The sequence below is a fragment of the Chthoniobacterales bacterium genome (assembly GCA_039930045.1).
Lineage (GTDB): Bacteria > Verrucomicrobiota > Verrucomicrobiia > Chthoniobacterales > DASVRZ01 > DASVRZ01.
Window position 1 is genome coordinate 221,132 of record JBDSQB010000002.1, and the last position, 23,923, is coordinate 245,054.

Genomic DNA, 23,923 nt, shown 5'->3' on the forward strand with positions numbered 1-23,923 from the left:
ATTTATGTTAAGCCGAGTCGCAGAAGCCATTTACTGGATGAACCGCTACATCGAGCGGGCGGAAAGCAATGCCCGAATGCTCGATGTGAACATCCAGGTAATGCTCGACTTTGAGATGAATGGAGAGCGCGCCGCCCATAAGCATTGGAACCCGATCATCAGCACTCTGGAGGACCACGAGTTGTTTGCAAAACTCTATCCCGAGATGAATGGCGACAACGTGGTCGACTTCGTGACGTTCCAAAAAAAAAATCCGAACTCGATCTACTCCTGCATCGCCTACGCCCGCGAAAATGCCCGCACCGTGCGCGAGCAAATCTCCAGCGAGATGTTCGAGATTCTAAACAAGCTTTATCTCTTCATTCGCTCGGAAGACGCTCGGAAACTATTCCGCAACAGCTCCTACGAATTCTTTAACTACATCGTCGAAGGCTCGCATCTTTTCCAAGGCACCACCGACGCCACGATGACCCACGGCGAAGGCTGGCACTTCGGCCAGGCCGGACGTTTCCTGGAGCGCGCCGACCGCACTTCGCGCTTGCTGGATATGAAGTATCACGTGCTGCTCCCGAGCGGCGAGCAAGTTGGCGGAAACGTCGATACCGTGCATTGGATGGGCGTGCTGCGCTCGTGCAGCGGGCTGGAGGCGTATCGCAAACTTTACGTCGACCAAGTCGCGCCTTGGAAGGTGGCGAAATTTCTCATAACCGACGCCAGTTTCCCGCGCTCGATTAACTTCTGCGTGCGCGAACTGGACCGCGCGATCCACCGCATTTCCGGCCTGCCCATTGGACAATATCAATGTGAGCTGGAACAACTTTCCGGCCGGCTGCAAGCGGACCTCGGCTACGTTTCGATCGACGAAATTTTCAAATTCGGGCTCCATCAATATCTGGACCGCATTCAACTACGGCTCATCGCCATCGCGGCAGCGTTGAGCGATGAATATTGCGACTGGCAGGTACCGGAAGTCGAGGCCGAGGCGGCTTAGTAACTTCCTCCTCTGTCTCGCGATGTGTCCGAAGCAAATCTTCAAACGCTACCTTGCGTGAATCGGGGAAGCTGTTAGTGCGTTTTCGAGAAATCATGGAAACTGCTGACCTCAAATGAGACCAAGGACTAACTAGGCGATGCGGCGCGCGCTCCGGGTTCGTCTCTGTCTAAGTTAACTGGAGAATTTCGCGGAATTGTGCGCACCAGTCGGGTTGCGTGCGCATGAGTTCCGACCAAGCCGGGAGGGGAACGGGGGTGTTTTCCAGGGGGCGATCCAGCACGGCGGAAAACTTCTCAACTAACATCGTTTCCTCGTCCTCGGGAAAATGCAGTCGGTTGAGCAAGGCGACGTGACGATAGCGACGGAGGGTGTGCCTCGCGGAGTGTTGGTAGGCGCTGCGCAAGGCTTGCAAGAAATCGGGGGTGAGGCGCATTCCTTCCCGCGCAAGATGGTGCAGCAGGCAGGAGCTAATGTCGGCGGCCAGTCGAGTTAGACCGCTATCTGCACGGCCATCTTCTAACACTTGATGCTTGTGCTCGTAGTTGGAGCCGAGGTCGATCTGCGCGACGGCTTCCGGCGGCAGGGCGCGGTGCACGGAGCAGAGAAGATCCATTTCCAATCCCCAGGCATCGGAGAGGGAAAATTGGGCCAGATCGGAGAGCCGCCCGCCAAATTCCCCGGCGAGCGGGTAGCGAAAACTATCGAGGAAATCGAGCAGCGGAGAGTGGCCCTCGACCCGCACGAGGGCGCGCAAAAGCGGGCCGACGAATAGGCGGGTGACGCGTCCGTAGAGCTGACCCCGTTCGCCTCCGTGTCGCGGGTAATAGCCCTTAATGAAGCGGTAGCCGAGAGCCGGGTCGAGCAGCGGCCAGGTGAGGAGGGCGGGCAGTTCGCGCGAGTAATGGAGGATGTCGCAATCGTGCGTGATGACGCATTCGCAGCCGCCCCGGAGGATGAGCCAGCCGAGGGCGGTCCAGAGGTTGAAGCCCTTGCCGGAGCGCGGTTCGGGGAGGAGGGCTTGCAGCGCGGGATCGTCGTTCCAGAGAAGAGTGATGCGCGGGTGATCGGCGAGTTGGGCGCGAATGTCCGGGAGGTCGTCGGCGGTGGCCTGGTTGAGGCTGACAACGATCTGGGAAAGATAGTGGGCGTGCCGGATTTCCGCGAGAATGGAGCGCATCGCCGGACGTCGGAAGTCGTCCAGCGTGCAGGGTAATATGAGCGCAGTGCCATGCGACTCGGCGAGTGTCTCCAATTGCCTCTCCAATTCCTCCAGCGGGGTCGTATTCAGCCGGGGCAGCGTGCTGATGAGGCCACGCTGATGGAAGTCGCTCATGAAACCGGCGTTCCGGATGAAGCGGCAGGCTCCTCGTCGTCGTCATCATCGTCCTCCTCGATTTCCCGCCGCCAGCTTTTGGAAACGAAAGGACGGAAGAATCCGTAGAGCAGGTAGCTGATGAAGAGGACCGCGGGCATGACGCTATAGTAGCGGACCGTGAGCAGTATGATGACGATGACGCCGAGCAGGCGCGGGAGGGATTTCTGCGTGCGCCAGTTCACCGCCTTGAAGCTCGGGTATTTGAAGTGGCTGAACATCATCCACGAGAGAAACAGGAGCAACGGCGGAAGCAGGAAACGCCAGCGTCCGATCTCGTGGTCGTGTTCCTGCAGGCCGAGCATGAAGAGCGTGATCGACGCGGTCACACCCGCTGCGGCGGGAATGGGGATGCCGGAAAAATCCTTGTCCACGGGCTCGCCCGCTTGCTTGGCGGCGGCGATGCAGTTGAAGCGCGCCAGCCGCAACGCTCCACAGACTAGATAAACCGAGGCCACCAGCCAGCCGGGATCGAAGTCGCGCAGGACGATCCGATATACCAGCAACGCCGGGGCGACGCCGAAGGAAACGATGTCGGCGAGGGAGTCAAACTCGCGTCCAAAGGGGCTTTCCGCCCCAGCCATCCGGGCCATGCGGCCATCGAGAATATCGAAAACGCAGGCACCCAAAATGAGCAGGATGGCTTCGCGATAATAGACAAACGGATTTCCCAGAATGGGATCGCTTTGGACTTGGATCAGCGCGCCCTCGATGATGCGCAGGATCGCCGTGAAGCCGCAGAATAAATTTCCCGCCGTCATCAGGTTCGGCAGGAGATAGATTTTGGGTTCGCCTTCGCGCATGGGAGTCAGGTTCTAATCGGCCAGCTCGGCGATGGGAGTGGTGCCGCATTTCACCCGATCTCCGATCTTCACGAGCAATTTCGCGTCAAGCGGCAGATAGACTTCCGTGCGCGAGCCGAAGCGGATCATGCCAAAGTGGTCGCCTTTTTTCAGTTCGTCGCCAACCGCGCTCCACGGAACAATGCGCCGCGCGATGGCCCCGGTGATCTGGCGGACGACGAAGGTGACCCGGGAATTTTGGAAGCCCCAGGTGATGTATTCGTTGAGCGTGGTGGCGTCGGGATGGCGCGCGTCGAGCATTTTGCCGAGGTGATGCGCCCGGTGGATGACGCGTCCGGCGAGCGGAGCCCGGTTCGTATGGACGTCGAAAACGGAAAGAAAAATGCCGACGCGCTGCATTTTGGAATTGGTCACTTCGGGCTCGAGCATTTCACCCACAATATCGGCCACGACCCCGTCAGCGGCCGCCACAACGAGCGAATCGCCGGGAGGAATCACTCGAATCGGGTCGCGAAAAAAGTAAAACACGTAAATGATGAGGAGCAGCCACAAGCCCACGAGCAAGGTGCCCAGAATGGCAAACCAGATGCTTAAAATTGCTGATCCGACCGCCAGAGCGACCACAATTGCCAAGATCCAACGAGCCTCATAGATAGTTTGCCAGCGCATAAGCCCCTAGTCTCGACACGGAGAAACCAGCGTCAAGCGTAAGTTCCCGGATCGAGATCGGTTCAGCAGCCAAGTTAGATAGTTTGCTCCTAATTCATTGACAAGACAGGCGCATCGTCTTAATGCCATACTGATTGAAGCGATGCCGATCAGCGGGCTCGCAGATGCCCCTTTAGCGTAACTTTCACCCCCCCAAGCCTCTTTTCCTGGAAGGCACCCACTAAAAAGGCGAAAGCCAACCAATTTATGAGACTCAACCCATTTATCGCGACCTGCCTCGGAATCCTTCTCGCATGGTCATCCGCCCAAGCGCAAACGCAGCAAGTGCCTGCTAATGATAACTTTGCCAATCGCGAGGTTATTTATGGCACCAACCACATTAGTTTTGGAAATAATGTTCTAGCTACCACAGAAACAAACGACCGGGGTTATTCCATCAGCTCTGTGTCACACACAGTGTGGTGGAGCTGGACTGCGCCGGTGGATGGGGTCGTTACCATTGATACGAATGGAAGTAGTTTCGATACGACCATGGCGGTTTTCACAGGCAATTCCCTGTCAAATTTGTTCATTGTAACCGAAGTTCAAGGCAACCAGCTTTACTTTGCAGAGGATGATGATGCCGGGATTGGCTTGGCCAGTTTGGTCACATTCACGGCTCAAGCCGGGGTTACCTATCAAATTTCCATCGATGGGTTTGTCGGAAACATCGGCTTCATCGAGTTAAATCTGGCCATGAAGTTTACGCCTCCCAGCAACGATAATTTTGCCAACAGGCAGGTTGTGAATGGCGCTGGAGCAACCATCTCTGCCACCAATGTGGGTGGCACTAGAGAATTTGGTGAGCCAAATCACGCTGGCAATGCGGGGGGCGAATCCCTCTGGTACAGCTGGACGGCACCCCGAACGGGCTTGGTGCAGATAAAATCCACCGGTACAAACTTCGATACCATTTTGGGAGTGTATGTCGGTGATGGCTTGGGTGCATTGTTCGATGCCTCGAGCTCTGCGAATTCTGGCGTAATAAATTCGACCCCAAACGAACTCGATTTCAAAGTCATCGGCGGGGAGACTTATGCGATTGCGGTAGATGGCATGGACGGGCGGGTGGGATCGTTCACGCTGACGGTGGCCCAGGGACCCGCAATTTCATTAAGCGGCGTCCTCAATTATGGCTCTCGCAAAGTTAAGTCGAAGACCACTCTCACGTTGAAAATAGTGAACACCGGCACAACGACTTTAAAAATTCGTGGCATCGACTGTCCATCTGGCTACGAAGCCCGATATAGCGGCAGTCTTGCTCCCGGAAGGAGTAAATCGGTGCGCGTAATCTTTTCCCCAAACCGAAAGGGCACTTTTAACAGTTACTTGACTGTCAGAAGCAATGCCGCTGCCGGAAATAATAAAAGGCGCTTGACTGGCACAGGCTACTAAAGCCCCCGCTGGGCTTTAGTAGACAGCTCCAGCCATAGGCTTGAGTGCTTCGGAGTATATTTGAGCTATGCGGCTGCTTCCGCAGAGGTGATAGCGACGTATGGCCAGACAATCTGATGCTTTTCTGCGAATGGCATTGACGGTGGGTGGCTTCCCACTATTTTCTACGCCTCGCAACCACACTATTATCTATTATTTATGAGCATCAAAATCGGCATTAACGGCTTCGGACGCATCGGTCGTCTCGTCTTTCGCGCAATCTGTGACCAAGGCCTTCTCGGCAAAGAAATCGAAGTCGTCGCAGTGAACGACCTCGTCGGTGCCGACAACCTCGCCTACCTCGTCAAATACGATTCGACCCAAGGTCGCGCCAAGGAGGAAGTTTACTCCAAGAAATCCAGTCCTGAAGTGCCCGAGGACGACATCTTGGTTGTCGATGGCCACGAGATCAAATGTCTCGCCGTCAAGGAAGGCCCGACCGCATTGCCTTGGGCCGCGCTTGGCGTGGATATTGTTATTGAATCGACCGGCCTCTTCGTCGATGCCGCCAAAGCTCGCGGCCACATCACCGCTGGGGCCAAAAAAGTCATCATTTCCGCTCCTGGCAAGGACGAGGATATCACGATCGTCATGGGCGTGAATCACGAGAAATACGATCCGGCGAACCACCACATCATTTCCAATGCGAGTTGCACGACGAACTGCCTTGCTCCCGTTGTTCACGTGCTCCTGAAGGAAGGTTTCGGCATCGAGGAAGGCCTCATGACCACCGTCCACAGCTACACTGCGACTCAGAAAACCGTCGATGGCGCTTCCAAGAAAGATTGGAAAGGTGGCCGTTCCGCCGCGATCAACATCATCCCATCCACCACTGGCGCTGCGAAAGCGGTCGGACTCGCCATTCCTGAGGTCAAAGGCAAACTCACTGGCATGTCATTCCGCGTGCCGACTCCTACGGTTTCTGTGGTCGATCTCACTGTCAAAACCGTGAAATCCACCAGCTACGAGGAGATCAAAGCCGCCATGAAAAAGGCCAGCGAGACCTACTTGAAGGGCATTCTGGGCTACACCGAGGACGAAGTCGTTTCGACCGATTTCATCCACGATACGCACTCCTCGATCTTCGACGCCGGCAGCGGCATCGCCTTGAACGATAAATTCTTCAAACTGATCAGCTGGTATGACAACGAGTGGGGTTACAGCAATCGCTGCGTTGATCTCTTGAAATACATCGCGGACAAAGGCGTCTGATTTAGATCCAACTCCGATGGCCAAGAAAGACATCCGCGACATCAAAGTCACCGGGAAACGCGTCCTCGTGCGCGTCGATTTTAACGTCCCGCTCGACGACAAACCCGGCGGGATGGTCATTACCGACGACACCCGGATCAAGGAAACGCTGCCCACGCTGCGCTACCTCGTCGAGCAGGGCGCAAAAGTCATCCTTTGCAGCCATCTCGGACGCCCAAAAGGCCAGGTCGATCTCAAGCAAAGCCTGCGTCCCGTCGCCGCACGACTGGCGGAAATGCTCTCCATCCCGGTGGCATTTTCCAGTGTTTGTGTTGGACCCGAAGCCGTCGAAAAATCGCAGGCGCTCGATCCGGGTGAGATTCTTCTCTTGGAAAATGTCCGCTTCATGCCGGGTGAGGAAAAGAACGACCCCGCACTTGCCAAGCAGTTTGCCGAGCTCGCCGACATCTACGTCAACGACGCTTTCGGCTCCGCCCATCGCGCTCACGCCTCCACTGAGGGCGTTGCCCACCTCGTTCCGATTGCGGTTTCCGGCCTCCTCATGGAAAAGGAACTCCACTTCCTCGGCGACGAACTGCAAAACCCGGCCAAACCCTTCGTCGTCATCCTCGGCGGCGCGAAAGTCTCCGACAAAATCCAAGTCATCGATGCGCTGCTCGAAAAAGCCGACACCATTCTCATCGGCGGCGGCATGGCTTATACCTTTGGCCTCGCCCTCGGCAAAAAAATCGGCAAATCCCTCTCCGAGCCCGACAAGGTGGACACCGCCAAGCTCGCGCTCGCCAAAGCCAAGGCCAAGGGAGTTAAATTCCTATTGCCGGTCGATAACTACATCGTCGAAACCCTCGATTTTAAGAACAAAACCGTCAGTCCCGGCAAAGTCACTGCGGTGGGCGAGGACATTCCCGATGGCTGGGAAGGCGTTGATATCGGACCTGAAACCATCAAATTGTTTTCCGCCGAAATCGCCTCCGCCAAAACCGTCCTCTGGAACGGCCCCATGGGCGTCTTCGAGATCAAAGATTGCGCCAAAGGCACCTTTGCCCTCGCCGAAGTCATCGCGCAAAATCAGTCCGCCAAAACCATCATCGGCGGCGGCGACAGCGTGAAAGCCGTCAAACGTGCGGGCGTTTCCGACAAAGTCACCTTCATTTCCACCGGCGGCGGTGCCTCGCTCGAACTTCTCGAAGGCAAAGTCCTCCCCGGCGTCGCCGCTCTGGCCGACAAATAACACTGCAACTCGAATGAGAAAAAAAATCCTTGCCGCCAATTGGAAAATGAACCTGACCAACGGGGAAGCCCGGTCGTTCATGGAGAGCTTCCTTCGCGAAATCGGCGACGAACTCGACGTCGAAGTCGTCATCATCCCGCCCTTTCTTTCCATTGCCACGGTGACGGAATGCCTCAGCAAACATCAAAGCGTGAAAGTCGGCGCGCAAAACATGCACTTCGAGAAATCGGGTGCCTTCACCGGTGAAATCAGCGCCGCGATGCTCCGCGACCTTTACGTTCGCTTCGTCGTCCTCGGCCACAGCGAACGCCGCGCCCTCTTTGGTGAGACCGACGAGATCATCAACAAAAAAGTCAAAGCCGCCCACGTCGCCGCCTTGCGCCCGATCTTTTGCATCGGCGAAACCCTCGACGAACGCGACGCCGGCCAGGTGGAAACCGTTCTCGAACGCCAACTCCGCGGCGGTCTCGCTGATCTGACTGCCAAAGAAATCGTCGAAACTGTCATTGCCTACGAACCCGTCTGGGCCATCGGCACCGGCCGCACCGCCAGCCCCGAGCAGGCGCAGGAAGCGCACGCCTTTATCCGCAAAACCGTCGCCGCCATCGCCGATCCAGCCACGGCAGAGCGCGTCCGCATCCAATACGGCGGCAGCGTGAAACCGGAAAACACCACCGCGCTCATGTCGCAACCCGACATCGACGGCGCACTCGTCGGCGGCGCCAGCCTCGACCCCCGCAGTTTCGCCCAGATCGTCCAGAACACGGTCAAACTCGTCCAGTAATCCCGCCAGAACTGAGTTAGACTCCGCTCATGCGAGATGTCTTTGTGAACCAGGACCATGCGCGGGTGGGATTTTACAAATCCGTGCTGGAGGAGGCGGGAATCCCGAGCTTCATTCGCAACGAATTCAGCAATAACGGCCTGACTGAAATGCCGTCGGGCTTGTTTTTCCCGACTCTTTGCGTGGTGAACGATGAGGATTACGACGAGGCCATGCGGATTCTGGGGCCGATATTTTATGGCAGTCCGTCGGCGCTGCCGGATTGGGTCTGCGCGAAATGCCAGGCCGAGGTGCCTGGAAATTTCGACGCTTGCTGGCGATGCGGTGAGTTCCGAGTGGCCGAGGAACCGGTCTAAAAGATTCGACTGCAACTCCGCTCAAAAAGTTTCCCAACATCGCAAGCCGGGATGTGCTACGTTTCGCGCCATGAATAAAGTGGCCACGGTGACGCTCTCGTTTTGGGTGATGAAAATCTGCGCCACCACCCTCGGCGAGACGGCAGGCGACCTCCTTTCGATGACGCTCCATGTCGGCTACGCCATCAGCTCGCTCATTCTCATCGGCCTGTTTGCGATCTCGCTGGTGGCGCAGCTTCGGGCGAAGAAATTCCATCCCTGGCTCTATTGGACCGTGATCCTGACCACCAGCACGGCGGGCACCACGATGTCGGATTTCATGGATCGCACCCTTGGGCTGGGCTACGCAAAAGGCTCGCTGCTGATCGTTTCCACGCTCATCGCCATCCTCGCGGCCTGGCGGCTGACGGAGGGTTCGCTGCGGGTGGATCACATCGCCTCGCGTCGGGCGGAAATGTTTTACTGGTTCGCCATTCTCGTCTCCAACACGCTCGGGACGGCGCTGGGCGATTATCTGGCCGACGATTCGGGTCTCGGTTTTCTCGGTGGCGCGGCGTTGATCGGCGGTTTGCTCGTGATAGTGGCGCTGGCGTATCGGCTGACACCGCTCAGTCGGGTGCTGCTTTTCTGGGTGGCGTTTGTGCTCACGCGTCCTTTTGGAGCGACGTTTGGCGATTTGTTGACGAAGCCGCTCGCAAAGGGCGGGCTGAATTTCGGCACGATCGGCAGTTCGGCGATCCTGTTCGTGATCCTCGGGGCACTGATTTTCTGGACACACCGCAAGGGAACGGACACCGCTTAAGCAACTCAGCGCACGGGCTTTTCGCGGCGAAAATTCTCCGTGACCTGCGCCAGAACGATCCCGGCCTTGCTGATCGTCGAGTGATTCAAAAGGGTGCGGCCGTCGGGCTGCAAATACATCCACTGGCTCATGCGCACGCGAGTGAGAGGGTTCCCCGGCGACAGCTCCAGCGTGAAGCTCCAATGGAAAACATGGCCCGCCGCCTCGCCGTGGATGAGGCCGATAATGTCGTTGGCCCGCCCCTCGAAGTGATGCGCGTCGATGCGCCGGAGCTGCCACGAGCGATGCTGTTTTTTGCCGTCGCTGAATTGCAGATCCTGCTCCAAGTGGAGTGTGTCGGCGGTGATGGTGCCTCGCGTTTGCGTGGCGACCTGCTGCGTCGGCTGCCCGCGTCGGTTCTCCAAGACTCCGATGGAACTTGACTGGCCGGTAAAATATTCCACTGGGTCTAGCGTCGGTTTTCCTCTGGCAAAATCGGAGGGGCGCATCCCGGCGCAGGCGGAAAACAACGTGGCGAGGAGGAGCAGGACGAGTCGCATGGCACTCAGGCTACGTTTTTCGCGAATGGACGGCTGCCCGTTCTTGCACGCGGGAATTTTTTATCGTCAAGTTGGCCCATGACCGACCCTGTTCCCTTCGCCAAAGGCACCACCCTGCACAGTCTCCTTCCCCGCATGGCGAATCGCCACGGACTCATTGCCGGCGCGACGGGCACGGGAAAAACCGTTACGCTGCGAGTGCTGGCGGAGCGGTTTAGCAACATGGGCGTCCCGGTTTTTCTCGCCGATGTGAAAGGCGACGTCTCCGGCATCGGCCAGGCGGGAGCCGCGAATGAGCGGCTCGATCAGCGCAAAAAAGATTTGGGTTTGAAGTCGCTCACGTTTCAGGAATTTCCCGTGCGCTTCTGGGATATTTTCGGGGCAGAAGGTCATCCGGTGCGAGCGACCGTTTCCGAGATGGGACCGCTCCTAATGGGGCGTTTGCTCGGGCTGAACGAGGTGCAGGGCGGCGTGCTGAGTCTGGTTTTCAAGATTGCCGACGACCAGAAATTGCTCCTGCTCGACCTGAAGGATCTGCGCGCGATGCTCACTCATGTGGCGGAAAACGCGGCCCAGTATCAGACGAATTACGGCAATGTCTCCTCGGCCAGCGTGGGCGCGATTCAGCGCGGCTTGCTGGCGCTGCAAAGCCAGGGCGGCGATCAGTTTTTTGGCGAACCGGCGCTCAATCTCGACGACCTCATGCAGGTGGAAAATGGCCGGGGTGTGATCAATCTGCTCGCGGCGGACAAGCTGATCAACTCGCCGAATCTCTACGCGACGTTCCTGCTCTGGCTGATGTCGGAACTGTTTGAGCGCCTGCCCGAGGTGGGCGATCCGGACAAGCCGAAGATCGCATTTTTCTTCGACGAGGCGCACTTGCTTTTCAATGACGCGCCAGACTTTCTTCAGCAAAAGATCGAGCAGGTCGTGCGGTTGATTCGCTCGAAAGGCGTCGGCATTTACTTCGTGACGCAGAGCCCACTCGACATCCCGGAGTCAGTGCTGGGCCAACTCGGCAACCGCGTGCAACACGCCTTGCGCGCCTTCACACCGCGCGACCAAAAGTCGGTGCGGACGGCGGCGGAGACGTTTCGCGCGAATCCAAAACTGAACACAGCGGAAGTCATTACGCAGCTTGGCGTGGGCGAGGCGCTCGTCTCGACGCTCGATGAAAAAGGTACGCCCGAGATCGTGGATCGATGCCTGATTTATCCGCCAGAGTCGCGTCTGACTCCGCTCACGCCCGAGGAACGCAAGGCGGCGATCCAAGCGAGCGATCTTTTTGGGCATTACGAAAAAGCCGTGGACCGCGAGTCGGCCTACGAGGCTTTGCAGGCCAAAACCGTTGCGAAAACAGCCGAAGCTCCTGCCGAGGCGCCAGCCAAAGCGGAAAAGCCCTCGGAGTTTGCCAAGATAGCGACCAGTGTCGGCACGAGCGTTTTGCGTGCAATGGGAACGCAGATGGGCCGGCAAATCGTGCGCGGCGTCCTCGGCAGCATCATGGGCGGAGTGCTGGGCGGCACGGTCCGGCGTTCGTCGCGGCGCTATTAGAAGCTCATGTTTTCTCTGCTCGGACTGAGTCTGCTCGTTTCCGAGATAGTGCTCGGACTCCGCCGCCGGTCGCAGACGGGAGCGGAGAAAAAAGACCGCGGCACCCTGCGAATGCTCTGGGTGATCATTCTTCTGTCCATCGCGAGCGGGTATCTCGCTGCCCAACTCGACTTAGGCCCGCACCTGCCCGGTGAGCGGAGTTGGATCGTTATCGGTGTCGTTCTTTTCGTGCTCGGCGCGACGCTCCGCTGGTGGTCGGTGCTGCATCTGGGGCGGTTTTTTACGGTGGATGTCGCCGTCGCCAGCGATCATCGCCTGATCGACAACGGCCCCTATCGGTTCGTCCGCCATCCGTCTTATACCGGGCTTTTGCTCGAATTCACTGGTCTGGCTTTTTGCCTCGGGCACGTCGTCAGCCTGGCGGTCATTCTCCTTCCAATTTTTTTTGCCCAACGTCGCCGCATCGAGGTCGAGGAACGCGCCTTGCAGGAAAAACTCGGCGAGCCCTACCACCAATACTGCGCGCGCACAAAGCGCCTCCTTCCATTTCTCTACTAGTGGGCCCGCAGGGATTCGAACCCTGAACCAAGGGATTATGAGTCCCCTGCTCTAACCGTTGAGCTACAGGCCCGTTGCTAGGAGAATTATCTCGCCCCAGAGGTTGCCCTGTTTTTTCTCCGGGCGCAGCCATGAAAAGCTCGGAAAAAACGCGGCTGCGAAATCTGGTGCGTCATAAGTCTGGAATTGATTATGCCAGAGCATTCGCCAGCGGAAAAGAAGTTTGGCGGTAGGTGGCGTTCCTCTTTTTCTTGCGCGTATGGCCTGCCACCGAGACGGATTAAGGTGACGAGAAGTTCAGGAAACCGTGTGAACTTTGACTCCGAGAGCCCGCAGGCTTCGCACATCCTTTGGTGCGAGTTTCGTATTGGTCACCCAAGCATTGAAGTCGCTCAATGGGGCAAAATGGATGGTGCTCGAGTGCGGCCATTTCGTGGCATCGGCCAGGAGGATTTTTTGTTCGCAACGTTCGAGGATGGCCTTCTTCATTTCTGCCTCAGAAACCTCGGTTGTCGAACAACCCTCGAGGGTAACGCCGGATGTTCCGATGAAGGCGAAGTCAGCGCGAATGAGGGAGAGAACACCGAGGGCGCTTCCCCCAACCAGCGCACCACTGACGCGACGAAGTTCCCCGCCAATGCACAGAAACTCTGCTTCGCCGTGGAGGGAGAGTGCGGTGAGGGCGACGGAATGCGTGATGATTCTCACATCCTTCCGGCTGAGGAGGGCTTTGCCGGTTTCGAGACAGGTGGAGCCCGCATCGATGAAAACGCTGGAGCCGGGTGGAATGAGCGAGGCGGCCAGCGAGGCAATCGCTTTTTTGGCGGCGTGATTTCGCAGCAATCTCTCGTCGAAGGAAATCTCTGCCCGCGCATAAGCGGGATCGAGCACTCCGCCATGCACGCGCAGGATGTCGCCGCTTTTCTCCAAGTCGGTCAGGTCGCGCCGCAGCGTGGCTGGGGAGACTTTTACCATGGCCTGAAGGTCGGCGAAATTCAGCCGGCGGTGTTCCCGGACCATCTTGCGAATCGCGCTATGTCGTTCGTGGGCGAACATAGTTAAGGCGTTTGCGCTGGGCGGAGCACGTCGAAAAGGATCTCGGCTGGATGCTTCGCCGTACGTCCGGTTCCATCGTGAATTTGATGCCGGCAGGATGTTCCGGGCGCCGCGACAATGACTTCGGCGGGCAACGCGCGAACGGTGGGCAGCAGAACCAGTTCGCCGATTTTCATCGAAACATCGTAGTGCTCGGCTTCGTAGCCGAATGAGCCGGCCATTCCGCAACAACCGGACGCGATGAGGCGGACGTCGTGGCCGACGGGCAACTCGAGTGTGCGGACGATGGGCGTCTGCGAGGCGAGTGCTTTTTGAAAGCAGTGGCCATGAAGACGAATTTCACGCGAGTTAGAATCGAATGCGTCGCGACGAATGCGGCCGGCGTCGGCTTCCTTCATGATAAACTCTTCAAACATCAGACAATTTTTTGCCAGGGTGCGAGCGGTGTTTCGGAGTTCCGGGGGCGCGAGGTCAATGTATTCATCGCGAAAACTCAGAATGGCGGAAGGCTCGATTCCGATCAAGGGCGTTTCCTCGGAGATGAGCGGGGCGAGACGCCGGATGTTTTCGAGTGCGATCTTTCGGGCATCACGGAGAAGGCCTTTGGAGAGCTTCGACCGGGCGCTTTCCAGATGATCCGGAATGATGACTTCGTAGCCGAGCGCCTCCAGCAGCCGGATGGTTTTTTGCCCGATGGGCACGTCGTTATACTCGGTGAATTCGTCGCAGAATAAATAGACGCGGCGAGACGTGCCCGACAGCTTTGGTCGCCGCGCACGATGCCAGCGAGACAGAGTCGTTTTGTGGAGCAGCGGAATCGTGCGATCGGGATGGAACCCAGTGAGTCGATTGAGCAAACGACGGATCGCCACAGTGCCGAAAAGGGAATTCCAAATCCACGGAGCGAGAGAAGCCATGCGGCTGGATTGGGCAAAGCCAGCAATCAGCCGCGTGCGCAGCGAGAGGCCATGGGCATCCTGGTAGTGTTGAAGGAACTCGGCCTTGAGCTTGGCGATATCCACATTGGAGGGGCACTCCGATTTGCAGGCCTTGCAGGAGAGGCAAAGATCCATGACCTCTTTGATCTCGTCGTTGTCGAATGGATTCAAAGCATCGCGAGGATGCAGCAACGCGTGGCGTAAAATATTGGCGCGGCCACGGGTCGTATGTTCCTCAGAGCGCGTGGCCATGTAGCTGGGACACATCGTCCCGCCGGCGAGGTGGCCCTTGCGACAATCGCCGGACCCGTTGCACTGCTCGGCCGCGCGGAGAAATCCGAGTGTGGAGGAGAAATCCAGAATCGTATCTAACTCCGGCGACTTTTGGCCGGGGCTGTGGCGCAGGGAAGAATCCATCGGGGGGGTGTCGATGATTTTTCCGGGATTGAAAGTCCCGAGCGGATCGAAGACGTGCTTGATTCCGCGCATCAGGGCATAGCATTCCGGTCCGACCATGAACGGAATAAATTCGCCGCGCAGACGTCCGTCGCCGTGTTCGCCACTGAGTGAACCGTCATATTTTTTAACGAGAGCAGCGATGTCCTCCGCCACGGCGCGAAACATCTTCAAACCCTCTGGAGTTTTGAGATCAAACATCGGGCGGGTGTGAAGTTCGCCCGTGCCGGCATGTGCGTAATAGACGCAGGCGATCCCGTATTTGTCGCGCATGAGAGCGTCAAATTCGGCAATGTAGGCGGGCAGATCGCGGACATCCACTGCCGTATCTTCCACGACTTCACGGGGTTTGGCATCGCCGGGGACATTGCTCATCAGTCCCTGACCGGCCCGGCGCAATTCCCAGACATTATTTTGCTCGGCCCCTTTTAGAATCGGATAATGATAGCCGAGTCCCGCCTGTTTCAGATCGGTAATGAGGCGCTCCACCACTGAATCGGTCTGCGCGATATTGTCGTGGCGAATCTCGATAACCAGAACAGCGCCGGGATCGCCTTGGATGAAGAATCGGTTTTTCGATTGTTCGATGTTCCGCTTAGTCGCCTCCAAGATGTGATGATCGATGAGTTCCACCGCATAAGGCGAATGCGGCAGCGCATGGATCACGGCTCGGAGGGCCTCATTCACCGTAAGAAAATGGGCGCAAACCAAGGCGCTTTGCGACGGCGGCAAAACGCTGACATTTAACTCAAACTCGACTCCAAAAAATAACGTGCCCTCAGACCCGGCGATGAGTTTGCAGAGATTGAAAGGACGGTCGGAATCTGGTGTGAAGACCCGCGAATCCATCAGCAGGTCGAGAGCATATCCGGTGTTTCTCCGCGGAATGGATGCCTTGGGAAAACTCCTTCGGATCAACGCCCGATTATCGGGGTTCCCAAGCACATCTCGACAATGACGATAAATGCGGGCTTCGAGCGAATCCTCCGGACCCGCACATTTGGCCGCAAACTCTTCCTCGGACAGCGGGCCAAATGTCACCTCCGAACCATCGCTTAGAAAACCTCGCGCCGAGACGAGATGCTCGCGAGTCGATCCATAGATGATCGAGTTTGAGCCGCAGGAATTATTGCCGACCATGCCTCCGATCATGGCGCGATTGGCTGTGGATGTTTCCGGTCCGAAGAACAGGCCGTGAGAGAGCAGAGTTTGATTTAACTCGTTTCTAACTACTCCAGGCTGGACGCGCACCCGTCGATTGGGACCGTCCACTTCCAAGATTCGATTCATGTGGCGTCCGATATCGACGACGATGCCGGAACCGACGACCTGCCCGGCCAGCGATGTGCCGGCGGTGCGCGGGATCAGGCCGATGTGATTCCGCGCAGCGAGTTGGATCAAGGCAACGATGTCTGCTTCCGACTGCGGAAACGCGACGGCGATTGGAAGTTCCTGATACTCGGAAGCGTCCGTGGCATAGAGTTTTCGCAGGAGCGAGCCTGTCTCCAAGGTCCCATCCATTTGGGCGGCGAGACGGCGGATCTCGCGCTCCAGAGGTGCCAAGTCTTTAAGGGAACTGGACATGGCCGTGTTCGTGGCCGATCGCCAAACAATTTTCCAATCCAGAGACTCCTCCTGAAGTACTGGCGGCCTGAAGGCAGGCGGCAGCGGCACAGACGCCGCTCATGAGATTCTCGGCCATCGGACGATTCTCGTGCAACCCTAGCAACACACCAGCCGCAAATGCATCCCCTGCCCCTACGGTGCCGACGATTTTGTTCGCCGGCAAGTTGACGCGGCCCTGCCAAACTTCCTCCCCTGCCGAGGAGCGCGCGTAGGCACCTTCCGGCAAATGGATCACGACCCAATCTCGAACTCCGCGGCCCAACAGGACCTTCGCCGCTTCGCGCAGACCGTCCGTCAAATGCTTCTCACTGCCATCGCGCACCGGAATATCGGTGACACGCGAGGCTTCCAATTCATTGCAAATCAGCAGATCGATTTCCGGCAGCGCAGGATTGACGATCTCGCTATAATCCGGTCGTTCGACACTAACCAGATCCACGACTCGATAGAAACCGTGAAGCCTGGCCGATTTCAAAATCCCGGCTGCCACCGTGCCGTGAATGGCGTGCGGCTCGTCCATGGCATCGAGCAGAAGCAGATAGCCTAGATAAAGAATGCGTCCTTGCATTTCTTTCCAACGAAAGTGCTCGGGCCCGAGAAAACGATTCGCACCTCGCTGATGGAAAAACGTGCGTCTTCCGCTGGAGCGGACACTCATCACGTCGGTGTAAGACGTGGGAGCCGACTCATGCCGCCAAAGATGCTTGGTGTCAATCGACCTCGTTTGACATTGATCGACAATCCAGTCGCCTTCCGAATCCTGACCAATGGAGCCCAACGCACGAAGCGGGAACTGGGCACCGAGCTGAAAGAGATCGACGAGGATGTTAAAAGGCCCGCCGCCATTGTTGCGTTCTTCGCTCTCGATGTTAGCCAGCGTGTCTTGCGAAGGATAGACGTCGATGATTTTCGTCTTGTCCACGATCCAATTTCCCGCGCCGATGATGCCGGAAGACAAATTCATTTCGACTGCTCGCTAACCAGTCGCACAGTGACGGGTTCGTCTTCTTCAATGCCAGGATATCGCCCGATGTTAGGATCGACAAAAAAGTTGTCGTGAAGGTCGTCGTTGGCCGTGGAGACTTCCCCAATGATGCATTCCTCCGAAAGCGGGTAGAATGCGTGATAGATCCCCGGAAACAGAGTCACGCGAGATCCGGCCTCCAGCGTTATCACCTCGCCCGAGACGCACTTTCGCGGCTCGTGATTCACAGGAATAGAAAATTCGACTCCCTCCGTTTCCTTGGGAAAACCAGACCAAACCTGCACAGCGAGTTGGCCCCAACGGCAAATGATGTCTTCCTTCTTCTGGCGATGCGTATGGGCGGGAGTCGTCATGCCTTTTTGAGCATACATGAGCTTCTCACAGTATTCTGGCTCCTCCGCCAGATTGACTAAGACGAGGCCAGATCGGCGCCAGTCACCTAACCCAAAATCCGTGAGATCCCATCGAGGGTTGGGAGGAAGAGCCCAGCCATGGGCTTGGTAACAATGTTCGGCGGACCGGATGAGGTAGTTGATTTCGCTGCGTTTCACGGAGTAAAAGAAAGAAGTTAAGACCAACCGGGCCAGAGGGTGAGATGTTTAACTCGTCCAATGCACATTGCCACGAAGGCTGAGGCGATGACCGAAGTTTTCATTCGAGTTAGATGGATAGCTTCTACACTAACTCGATGGCGCGCTTCTCTGCGTGCGATTGCAGAGCCGCGTCAAAAAGACAATGACTCTGGACCGCCTCATCAGGCGTCACGCAACCAAAACGACCATCGAGTTTGCCCGCCCGTTCCGCGAGATAAGCCGCCCACATTTGCATAAAACAATCGGGAAATCCGGGCTCAAAGATACCACCCGTAATGGTGGGAAAAGGCCCATGAAAGCCAAGGTCGGTGCGCTGCCAGATTTGCTCCTTGCCGCGTTGGAAAGTCCAGAGTGACTTCGGTTCCTTGGTGCTATATTTCACCCCGCCCTCGGTGCCGAGAATTTCGAGAAACCAAGTGTTAGTTTCGCCGGGGGCGAGTCGCTTCATCTCGAAACGCACGGGCACTTCGCTGCCGTCCACCTCGACATCGGTGTGGAGCAAGGCGTTATCCCAAGTGTCGCACGGTGCCATGCCGCCTTTGCCGTCAGGACGTTCGTGGTAGATTTTTTGCAACTGCGCATAGACGCGTTTTGGCTTCCATCCAATTCGGAAAGGCACGTGGACAACATGCATTCCCAGATCTCCCATCACGCCAATCTCGCCACAGGTTCTAACCTGGCGTTTCCAATTGACGGCCTTGGTCGGGTCGAGATCGCTGCTGTGATGAAAACCTGAGCGGACTTCGAGTAATTTCCCGAGCTGTCCGCCGAGGGCGACCTGATAGGCGCGCTGGGCTCCGGGCAGGAAAGGAAACTCGGAGCTGCATCTAACAAAACGACCGGAAGCCCTGGCTGCTTCCGCAATGGTGCGGGCCGACTTCAAGTTGATGCCGAAGGGCTTTTCCGCGAATAAATCTTTACCCGCCTTCAACACATCGAGATAGAGGGCCTCATGCAAGTTGTGTGGAACTGCCACGTAAACCACATCGACTTCGGAACTAGCCAGCAGTTCATGATGATCCGCTGTTAGTAATTTGATCGTCGGAATCTGCCGAAACCATTCGCGTTGTTTCTCAACCAAATCGCAGACGGCAGTTAGCTCCGCTTTGACCGGAAAACCATCCAGGACAAACCAGCGGGCCAATGCGCTGGCTACTTCACGTCCCATTAATCCGCCGCCGATAATGCCAATCCTAACAGTGTCGTTCATGGATGTTAGTTAAGAAATTTTGCGGCTTCGATGGCCGTGGCTCCGTCGTGAACAATAGCCATTAAAGCTTTTGTCATTCCAGTTGGATTCGTATGTTGAATGACGTTGCGCCCGTAAACAATGCCGGCCACGCCTTGTTGAATCAATGCTTCGGTGCGTTCGAGGATTTCCTTGTCCGGAGCCTTGCCGCCACCACGCACCAGTACCGGGATGCGCCCGGCTATCTCCACGACTTTGTGGTAGATACTCACATCGTCAGTCGGATCGGCCTTGATGATGTCGGCTCCCAGTTCCACCGCCTGGCGAACGAGCGGAAGGATTTTTTCCAAGTCCCCATCGACCATGTAACCACCCGCCTTCGCATTTGCCTGGAAGACCAATGGTTCAATCATCAGAGGCATGCCATAACGATCGCAGTCGGGTTTGATCTTCAGAATATTTTGCATGCACTGATCGGCGACTTCCGGTTCACCGGGAATGCGAAAGAGATTCACCACCACGCACGTGGCATCGAGCCGCAGCGCCTGCTCGACCGGGTTCTCGATCATGCGGCTAAAAAGCGTGCGGGGTAAGTCTTTCCCGTAAACATTGGCGACATCCGTGCGAAGAACCAGGGAAGGTTTCTGCCGCCCGGCGATCTCTTGGAGAAGTGGCGCCTGCCCGATAGTTAGCTGGATCGCATCTGGAGCTGCGTCCACCAGCGTCGTCACCGCTGCGGCCAGATTTTCGATACCAGAAAGAAATCCGTATTCATTGAAAAAACCATGATCGATCGCGACATCGAAGCAGCGGCGGGACTTGGCGTTAAAGAGGCGGTTAAGGCGATATATTTTCATATTGAAGGGTTGATCACTAATGATTTATTTCGCTTATATCGCTCACCGCGTCAAGTAATGAAACTCATCGAGCCAGCCGCTTCTCGCCCAAGCCGACTTCCATTGCGATGAAAACTCAAGTCGTGCAGCGGTGCTCGGCGGGGCCATGGGACGCGCTGAGATTGAGCGCGGTATTGATCAGCCCGACGTGGGAAAAGGCTTGGGGAAAATTGCCGACCTGACGTTTTTCCACGGGATCGTATTCCTCTGATAACAATCCAAGTGGACTGCAAATTTCGAGGAGCCGCGTGAACCAGGCCCGTGCCTCGTCGTGGCGACCGAGCATTTCCAGACAATCCGCCAGCCAGAAGGAGCACGGCAAAAACGCGCCCTCGCCCGGCGGTAGCCCATCGACGGACGCCGAGTTGGCAGGGTGATAACGCAGGACAAAGCCGTCCACGACGAGCGTGCGTTCGATGGCCTCGATCGTGCCGCGCACCCTTGGATCGTCCGCCGGGAGAAAGCCCACCAGCGGGATCATGAGCAGGCTGGCGTCGAGCTGATCGGAGCCGAAAAACTGAGTGAACGTGCCGCGAGTTGCATCGTAACCTTGCGCGCAGACGGCCTCGTGAATCTGGTCGCGGAGTTGTCTCCAGCCCGCCACATCGCCCTGGAGCCCGAAGGTTTCCCCCGATTTGACCGCCCGATCCACGGCGACCCAAGCCATGACTTTGGAATACGTGAAATGACGGCGCGGGCCACGAATTTCCCAGATGCCCTCGTCAGGTTCCTGCCAGCGCGCGGCGACGGCCTCGATGAGCTGGCGTTGCAGTGCGTCGAAGGCGTCATTTGGCGGCAAACCGGAGCGCCGGGCCTGATACATTGCGTCCATAATTTCGCCATAAACATCGAGCTGGAATTGCTCCGAGGCGGCGTTGCCGACGCGCACAGGACGGGAGTTTTCGTAGCCGGCGAGGTGATTCAACTCAAACTCCGGAAGCTGTCGTTCTCCGGCGGGGCCGTACATGATTTGCATCTGCGAGACGTTGCCAGCGATGGCGCGTAGGAGCCAGTCGCGCCAGGCGCAAGCCTCGTCGGTGTAGCCCGCGAGCGTCAGCGCATAGAGCATAAACGTGGCGTCGCGCAGCCAGACGTAGCGGTAATCCCAGTTGCGAATGCCACCGACCTTCTCGGGGAGCGATGTGGTGGCGGCGGCGATGACGCCTCCGGTCGGTCCGTAGGTGAGCGCTTTTAGCGTGATGAGCGAACGGACGACCTGCCCGCGCCATTCGCCCTCGTAGGTGCATTTCGCCGTCCAGTCGCGCCAGTATTTCTCGGTGGCGATGATGCTGCGATGCGGATGCGCGGGCTCGGGCGGCTGCAAATGCGAGGGAAACCAGGTGAGAACGAAGCTCTTTTTCTCGCCGGCGCGGAGAGTGAAAGTCGCGATGGTGGAGAGGTTTTCGCCGTGAGTTGCCACGTCGCAACGGAGGAGCATTCCATTGGGACCAGCGATGGCAATGAGGTCGTCGCCGTTTCGAAAAACCCAGGGAACGGCGAGGCCGTTGTCGAAACGGAGGACGAGTTTCATCGCGATCTCGACCTCCCCGTGAACGCCCTCGACCACGCGGACGACGTCGGGATATTCCCCGCGTGGCGGCATGCAATCGGTGAGTCGAATGTAACCCGACTCGGTCTCAAACTCCGTCTCCAGCACGAGCGTGTCCTTGCGATAACGCTGGCTGGCCCGATGCGGGGCGGTGGGAGCGAGTTTCCAGCAGCCGTTTTTTTCGTCGCCGAGCAGCGCGGCAAAACACGCCCCGGAATCGAATCGCGGGACGCAAAGCCAGTCGATGGAGCCATTTTTTCCCACCAGCGCGCCGGTCTGAGTGTCGCCGATAAAGCCGTAATCCTCGATCCTCATTTGCGCGCCGCCATACTAGCAAATCGAAATCCCTTAGGGCTTGGCCTTATTGGAAAAAACTGGCCAGTTCCGAGTGCATCGAAGTCTTGACCTCGCCGCAAACGGCCAGTTACGCTGGCGATTCGACCTTTAACTGGAGAACATATTTTGGAACTCAAAGACATCAAATCCCTCATCGATCTCATGAAGAAAAACGACCTCTCGGTCTTCAAAATGGAGAACGAAGGCTTCAAGATCACCCTGAAAAAAGGATCGGACTTTCAGCCGAATGTCACGTATTCCGCCCCCGCTCCCGCCGCGCCAGCAGCCCCGGTAAGCGCACCGTCCGCCGCTCCCGCAGCCGAGGCCAAGCCCGTCGGAAAAGAGATCGTCTCGCCGATGGTCGGCACGTTTTATCGCTCGCCCGCACCCGACGCGCCGCCGTTCGTCGAAGTCGGCGACGAGGTCACCGAGGACACCGTTGTTTGCATCATCGAGGCCATGAAAGTGATGAATGAAATCAAAGCCGAATGCCGAGGCACCGTGCTCGAAGTCGCCGCCGAAGTCGGCAAGCCCGTGCAATTTGGTCAGGCGCTATTCCGCATTAAATAAAGTTCCGATGTTTCGCAAAATCCTGATCGCCAATCGTGGCGAAATCGCCCTGCGAGTCCTGCGGGCCTGCCGCGAACTCGGCGTCAAAACCGTCGCCGTTTACTCTGAAGCGGACGTCGATTCGCTCCACGTTCAGCTGGCCGACGAGGCGATTTGCATCGGCTCGGCACCGAGCGCGGATAGTTATTTGAAGATCGACCGCATCATCAGCGCGGCGGAAATCGCCGACGTCGATGCGATCCATCCGGGTTACGGTTTTCTGGCGGAGAACGCCCATTTCGCGGAGATCTGCGAGAGCTGCAACATCAAATTCATCGGGCCCAAACCCGCCACCATCCGCGCGATGGGCGACAAGGCCACGGCCCGTGCCAACGCCATCGCCGCCGGCGTCCCCATTTCTCCCGGCAGCGACGGGATCGTCGAGACCGAGGACGAGGCTCGCGCCGTGGTCAAGCGCATTGGTTTCCCCGTCATGATCAAGGCGGTCGCCGGCGGCGGCGGGCGCGGGATGCGCATGGCTCACAACGAAGTCAGCCTCATCCAAGGTTTCCATGCCGCTCGCATGGAGGCCGACAAAGCCTTCGGAAATCCGGCGGTTTATATCGAGAAATTGATCGTCAACCCGCACCACATCGAGTTCCAAATCATGGCTGACTCGCATGGGCAGGTCATCCATTTGGGCGAGCGCGATTGCTCCATCCAGCGCCGCAACCAGAAAGTCGTCGAGGAATGTCCCTCGCCGCTGATGACTCCCGAATTGCGCAAGAAAATGGGCGATTCCGCCGTCGCGCTGGCCAAAACCGTTGGCTACGAAAACGCCGGCACCATGGAGTTTCTCGTCGATGACAACGGCGGCTTCTACTTCATGGAAATGAACACCCGCATCCAAGTCGAGCACCCGGTCACCGAGGAAGTCTATGGCTGCGACCTCGTGAAGGAGCAGATCCTCATCGCGGCGGGCGAACACCTTTCCGAGCACGTCGTCAACGCCACCCCACGTGCGCACGCCATCGAATGCCGCATCAACGCCGAGGACCCGGCGCACAATTTCCAGCCTTCGCCGGGCAAGATCGAACTCTACTACGCCCCGGGCGGACGCGGCGTCCGCATCGACTCCCACGTCTATGCCGGCTACTCGATCCCGCCAAATTACGACTCGATGATCGGCAAGCTCATCACGATTGGCGCCAACCGGCACAACGCCGTCCTACGGATGCAGCGGGCGCTCAGCGAATACATCGTCAGCGGCATCAAGACCACCATCCCGTTCCAGCTCGAGATCATGAAAAACCCGGATTTCCTCCGGGGCACCTACGACACCGGCTTCATCGAGAAGATGCTCGGCAACAAGCTCGTCCGCTAGTTTTCCAATCGAGTTCCAT

General features: G+C 57.5%; 22 protein-coding genes and 1 tRNA gene. 11 read left to right on the plus strand and 12 right to left on the minus strand.

What is annotated here, in order from left to right:
- Positions 1-4: 4 nt before the first annotated feature.
- Positions 5-991 (plus strand): alpha-E domain-containing protein, encoded by a 987-nt coding sequence (locus ABIT76_01170; protein MEO7931747.1) that lies wholly within the window; start codon positions 5-7, stop codon positions 989-991.
- Between the two features lie 169 nt (positions 992-1,160).
- On the opposite strand, the gene ABIT76_01175 is transcribed toward ABIT76_01170, so the two are convergent.
- Genes ABIT76_01175 through ABIT76_01185 form a run of 3 tightly spaced genes read right to left on the minus strand, consistent with a single transcriptional unit; the run spans position 1,161 to position 3,838 of the window.
- Complete coding sequence (locus ABIT76_01175; protein ID MEO7931748.1) at positions 1,161-2,327, minus strand: glycosyl transferase; 1,167 nt, start codon at positions 2,325-2,327, stop codon at positions 1,161-1,163.
- Complete coding sequence (pssA, locus tag ABIT76_01180; GenBank protein ID MEO7931749.1) at positions 2,324-3,169, minus strand: CDP-diacylglycerol--serine O-phosphatidyltransferase; 846 nt, start codon at positions 3,167-3,169, stop codon at positions 2,324-2,326. The genes ABIT76_01175 and pssA overlap by 4 nt, the downstream gene beginning before the upstream one ends.
- Before the next feature lie 12 nt (positions 3,170-3,181).
- Complete coding sequence (locus ABIT76_01185; protein ID MEO7931750.1) at positions 3,182-3,838, minus strand: phosphatidylserine decarboxylase; 657 nt, start codon at positions 3,836-3,838, stop codon at positions 3,182-3,184.
- 246 nt (positions 3,839-4,084) lie between these two features.
- Between ABIT76_01185 and ABIT76_01190 the strand changes: the two genes are divergently transcribed.
- The 6 genes from ABIT76_01190 (at position 4,085) to ABIT76_01215 (ending at position 9,696) form a co-directional block, all read left to right on the plus strand.
- Entirely contained in the window at positions 4,085-5,272 is a 1,188-nt protein-coding gene (locus ABIT76_01190) for a DUF1573 domain-containing protein (protein MEO7931751.1), read from the plus strand.
- A gap of 198 nt (positions 5,273-5,470) precedes the next feature.
- Positions 5,471-6,523: a type I glyceraldehyde-3-phosphate dehydrogenase gene (gap, locus tag ABIT76_01195; protein MEO7931752.1), complete on the plus strand. Its 1,053-nt coding sequence runs from the start codon at positions 5,471-5,473 to the stop codon at positions 6,521-6,523.
- Between the two features lie 16 nt (positions 6,524-6,539).
- Positions 6,540-7,754, plus strand: coding sequence for a phosphoglycerate kinase (locus ABIT76_01200; GenBank protein ID MEO7931753.1), 1,215 nt, complete (start codon positions 6,540-6,542; stop codon positions 7,752-7,754).
- A gap of 13 nt (positions 7,755-7,767) precedes the next feature.
- A complete protein-coding gene (tpiA, locus tag ABIT76_01205) occupies positions 7,768-8,538 on the plus strand; it encodes a triose-phosphate isomerase (protein ID MEO7931754.1) in 771 nt (256 codons plus the stop codon).
- Positions 8,539-8,567: 29 nt separating this feature from the next.
- Positions 8,568-8,894: a DUF2007 domain-containing protein gene (locus ABIT76_01210; protein MEO7931755.1), complete on the plus strand. Its 327-nt coding sequence runs from the start codon at positions 8,568-8,570 to the stop codon at positions 8,892-8,894.
- 70 nt (positions 8,895-8,964) lie between these two features.
- Positions 8,965-9,696: a hypothetical protein gene (locus ABIT76_01215; protein MEO7931756.1), complete on the plus strand. Its 732-nt coding sequence runs from the start codon at positions 8,965-8,967 to the stop codon at positions 9,694-9,696.
- A gap of 5 nt (positions 9,697-9,701) precedes the next feature.
- Here ABIT76_01215 and ABIT76_01220 read toward each other — a convergent pair whose 3' ends face one another.
- Positions 9,702-10,235 carry a DUF3833 family protein gene (locus ABIT76_01220; protein MEO7931757.1) on the minus strand — a complete coding sequence of 178 codons (534 nt, stop codon included), beginning with the start codon at positions 10,233-10,235 and terminating at the stop codon, positions 9,702-9,704.
- A 78-nt stretch (positions 10,236-10,313) separates the two neighbouring features.
- Here ABIT76_01220 and ABIT76_01225 point away from each other — a divergent pair, with 78 nt between their 5' ends.
- A complete protein-coding gene (locus tag ABIT76_01225) occupies positions 10,314-11,789 on the plus strand; it encodes a helicase HerA-like domain-containing protein (GenBank protein MEO7931758.1) in 1,476 nt (491 codons plus the stop codon).
- Positions 11,790-11,795: 6 nt separating this feature from the next.
- A complete protein-coding gene (locus ABIT76_01230; GenBank protein ID MEO7931759.1) occupies positions 11,796-12,347 on the plus strand; it encodes an isoprenylcysteine carboxylmethyltransferase family protein in 552 nt (183 codons plus the stop codon).
- On the opposite strand, the gene ABIT76_01235 is transcribed toward ABIT76_01230, so the two are convergent.
- From ABIT76_01235 to ABIT76_01270, 8 genes are all read right to left on the minus strand, one after another.
- Positions 12,348-12,420 (minus strand) — tRNA-Ile (locus tag ABIT76_01235).
- A 224-nt stretch (positions 12,421-12,644) separates the two neighbouring features.
- Entirely contained in the window at positions 12,645-13,403 is a 759-nt protein-coding gene (locus tag ABIT76_01240) for a DeoR/GlpR family DNA-binding transcription regulator (GenBank protein ID MEO7931760.1), read from the minus strand.
- 2 nt (positions 13,404-13,405) lie between these two features.
- A complete protein-coding gene (locus ABIT76_01245; protein MEO7931761.1) occupies positions 13,406-16,381 on the minus strand; it encodes an FAD-linked oxidase C-terminal domain-containing protein in 2,976 nt (991 codons plus the stop codon).
- Positions 16,365-17,387 carry a carbohydrate kinase family protein gene (locus ABIT76_01250; protein ID MEO7931762.1) on the minus strand — a complete coding sequence of 341 codons (1,023 nt, stop codon included), beginning with the start codon at positions 17,385-17,387 and terminating at the stop codon, positions 16,365-16,367. The genes ABIT76_01245 and ABIT76_01250 overlap by 17 nt, the downstream gene beginning before the upstream one ends.
- Complete coding sequence (locus ABIT76_01255; GenBank protein ID MEO7931763.1) at positions 17,384-17,959, minus strand: D-lyxose/D-mannose family sugar isomerase; 576 nt, start codon at positions 17,957-17,959, stop codon at positions 17,384-17,386. The genes ABIT76_01250 and ABIT76_01255 overlap by 4 nt, the downstream gene beginning before the upstream one ends.
- Before the next feature lie 124 nt (positions 17,960-18,083).
- Positions 18,084-19,211, minus strand: coding sequence for a Gfo/Idh/MocA family oxidoreductase (locus ABIT76_01260; protein ID MEO7931764.1), 1,128 nt, complete (start codon positions 19,209-19,211; stop codon positions 18,084-18,086).
- A 5-nt stretch (positions 19,212-19,216) separates the two neighbouring features.
- On the minus strand, positions 19,217-20,047 hold the full coding sequence (locus tag ABIT76_01265) for an aldolase (GenBank protein ID MEO7931765.1): 831 nt from the start codon (positions 20,045-20,047) through the stop codon (positions 19,217-19,219).
- 115 nt (positions 20,048-20,162) lie between these two features.
- Complete coding sequence (locus tag ABIT76_01270) at positions 20,163-21,950, minus strand: glycoside hydrolase family 15 protein (GenBank protein MEO7931766.1); 1,788 nt, start codon at positions 21,948-21,950, stop codon at positions 20,163-20,165.
- A gap of 147 nt (positions 21,951-22,097) precedes the next feature.
- Here ABIT76_01270 and accB point away from each other — a divergent pair, with 147 nt between their 5' ends.
- Positions 22,098-22,541 (plus strand): acetyl-CoA carboxylase biotin carboxyl carrier protein, encoded by a 444-nt coding sequence (gene accB / locus ABIT76_01275; GenBank protein MEO7931767.1) that lies wholly within the window; start codon positions 22,098-22,100, stop codon positions 22,539-22,541.
- Between the two features lie 7 nt (positions 22,542-22,548).
- A complete protein-coding gene (gene accC, locus ABIT76_01280) occupies positions 22,549-23,904 on the plus strand; it encodes an acetyl-CoA carboxylase biotin carboxylase subunit (GenBank protein MEO7931768.1) in 1,356 nt (451 codons plus the stop codon).
- Positions 23,905-23,923: the final 19 nt, after the last annotated feature.

What these genes read in the sequence shown, in the direction of transcription:
- ABIT76_01240 (MEO7931760.1), bottom strand. Translation starts at nt 13,403, where the DNA reads ATGTTCGCCCACGAACGACATAGCGCGATTCGCAAGATGGTCCGGGAA.
- ABIT76_01170 (MEO7931747.1), top strand. Translation starts at nt 5, where the DNA reads ATGTTAAGCCGAGTCGCAGAAGCCATTTACTGGATGAACCGCTACATC.
- ABIT76_01190 (MEO7931751.1), top strand. Translation starts at nt 4,085, where the DNA reads ATGAGACTCAACCCATTTATCGCGACCTGCCTCGGAATCCTTCTCGCA.
- ABIT76_01250 (MEO7931762.1), bottom strand. Translation starts at nt 17,387, where the DNA reads ATGAATTTGTCTTCCGGCATCATCGGCGCGGGAAATTGGATCGTGGAC.
- ABIT76_01210 (MEO7931755.1), top strand. Translation starts at nt 8,568, where the DNA reads ATGCGAGATGTCTTTGTGAACCAGGACCATGCGCGGGTGGGATTTTAC.
- ABIT76_01270 (MEO7931766.1), bottom strand. Translation starts at nt 21,950, where the DNA reads ATGAGGATCGAGGATTACGGCTTTATCGGCGACACTCAGACCGGCGCG.
- ABIT76_01230 (MEO7931759.1), top strand. Translation starts at nt 11,796, where the DNA reads ATGTTTTCTCTGCTCGGACTGAGTCTGCTCGTTTCCGAGATAGTGCTC.
- ABIT76_01245 (MEO7931761.1), bottom strand. Translation starts at nt 16,381, where the DNA reads ATGTCCAGTTCCCTTAAAGACTTGGCACCTCTGGAGCGCGAGATCCGC.
- ABIT76_01265 (MEO7931765.1), bottom strand. Translation starts at nt 20,047, where the DNA reads ATGAAAATATATCGCCTTAACCGCCTCTTTAACGCCAAGTCCCGCCGC.
- ABIT76_01185 (MEO7931750.1), bottom strand. Translation starts at nt 3,838, where the DNA reads ATGCGCTGGCAAACTATCTATGAGGCTCGTTGGATCTTGGCAATTGTG.
- ABIT76_01225 (MEO7931758.1), top strand. Translation starts at nt 10,314, where the DNA reads ATGACCGACCCTGTTCCCTTCGCCAAAGGCACCACCCTGCACAGTCTC.
- pssA (MEO7931749.1), bottom strand. Translation starts at nt 3,169, where the DNA reads ATGCGCGAAGGCGAACCCAAAATCTATCTCCTGCCGAACCTGATGACG.
- ABIT76_01215 (MEO7931756.1), top strand. Translation starts at nt 8,965, where the DNA reads ATGAATAAAGTGGCCACGGTGACGCTCTCGTTTTGGGTGATGAAAATC.
- ABIT76_01260 (MEO7931764.1), bottom strand. Translation starts at nt 19,211, where the DNA reads ATGAACGACACTGTTAGGATTGGCATTATCGGCGGCGGATTAATGGGA.
- accC (MEO7931768.1), top strand. Translation starts at nt 22,549, where the DNA reads ATGTTTCGCAAAATCCTGATCGCCAATCGTGGCGAAATCGCCCTGCGA.
- gap (MEO7931752.1), top strand. Translation starts at nt 5,471, where the DNA reads ATGAGCATCAAAATCGGCATTAACGGCTTCGGACGCATCGGTCGTCTC.
- ABIT76_01175 (MEO7931748.1), bottom strand. Translation starts at nt 2,327, where the DNA reads ATGAGCGACTTCCATCAGCGTGGCCTCATCAGCACGCTGCCCCGGCTG.
- tpiA (MEO7931754.1), top strand. Translation starts at nt 7,768, where the DNA reads ATGAGAAAAAAAATCCTTGCCGCCAATTGGAAAATGAACCTGACCAAC.
- ABIT76_01220 (MEO7931757.1), bottom strand. Translation starts at nt 10,235, where the DNA reads ATGCGACTCGTCCTGCTCCTCCTCGCCACGTTGTTTTCCGCCTGCGCC.
- ABIT76_01200 (MEO7931753.1), top strand. Translation starts at nt 6,540, where the DNA reads ATGGCCAAGAAAGACATCCGCGACATCAAAGTCACCGGGAAACGCGTC.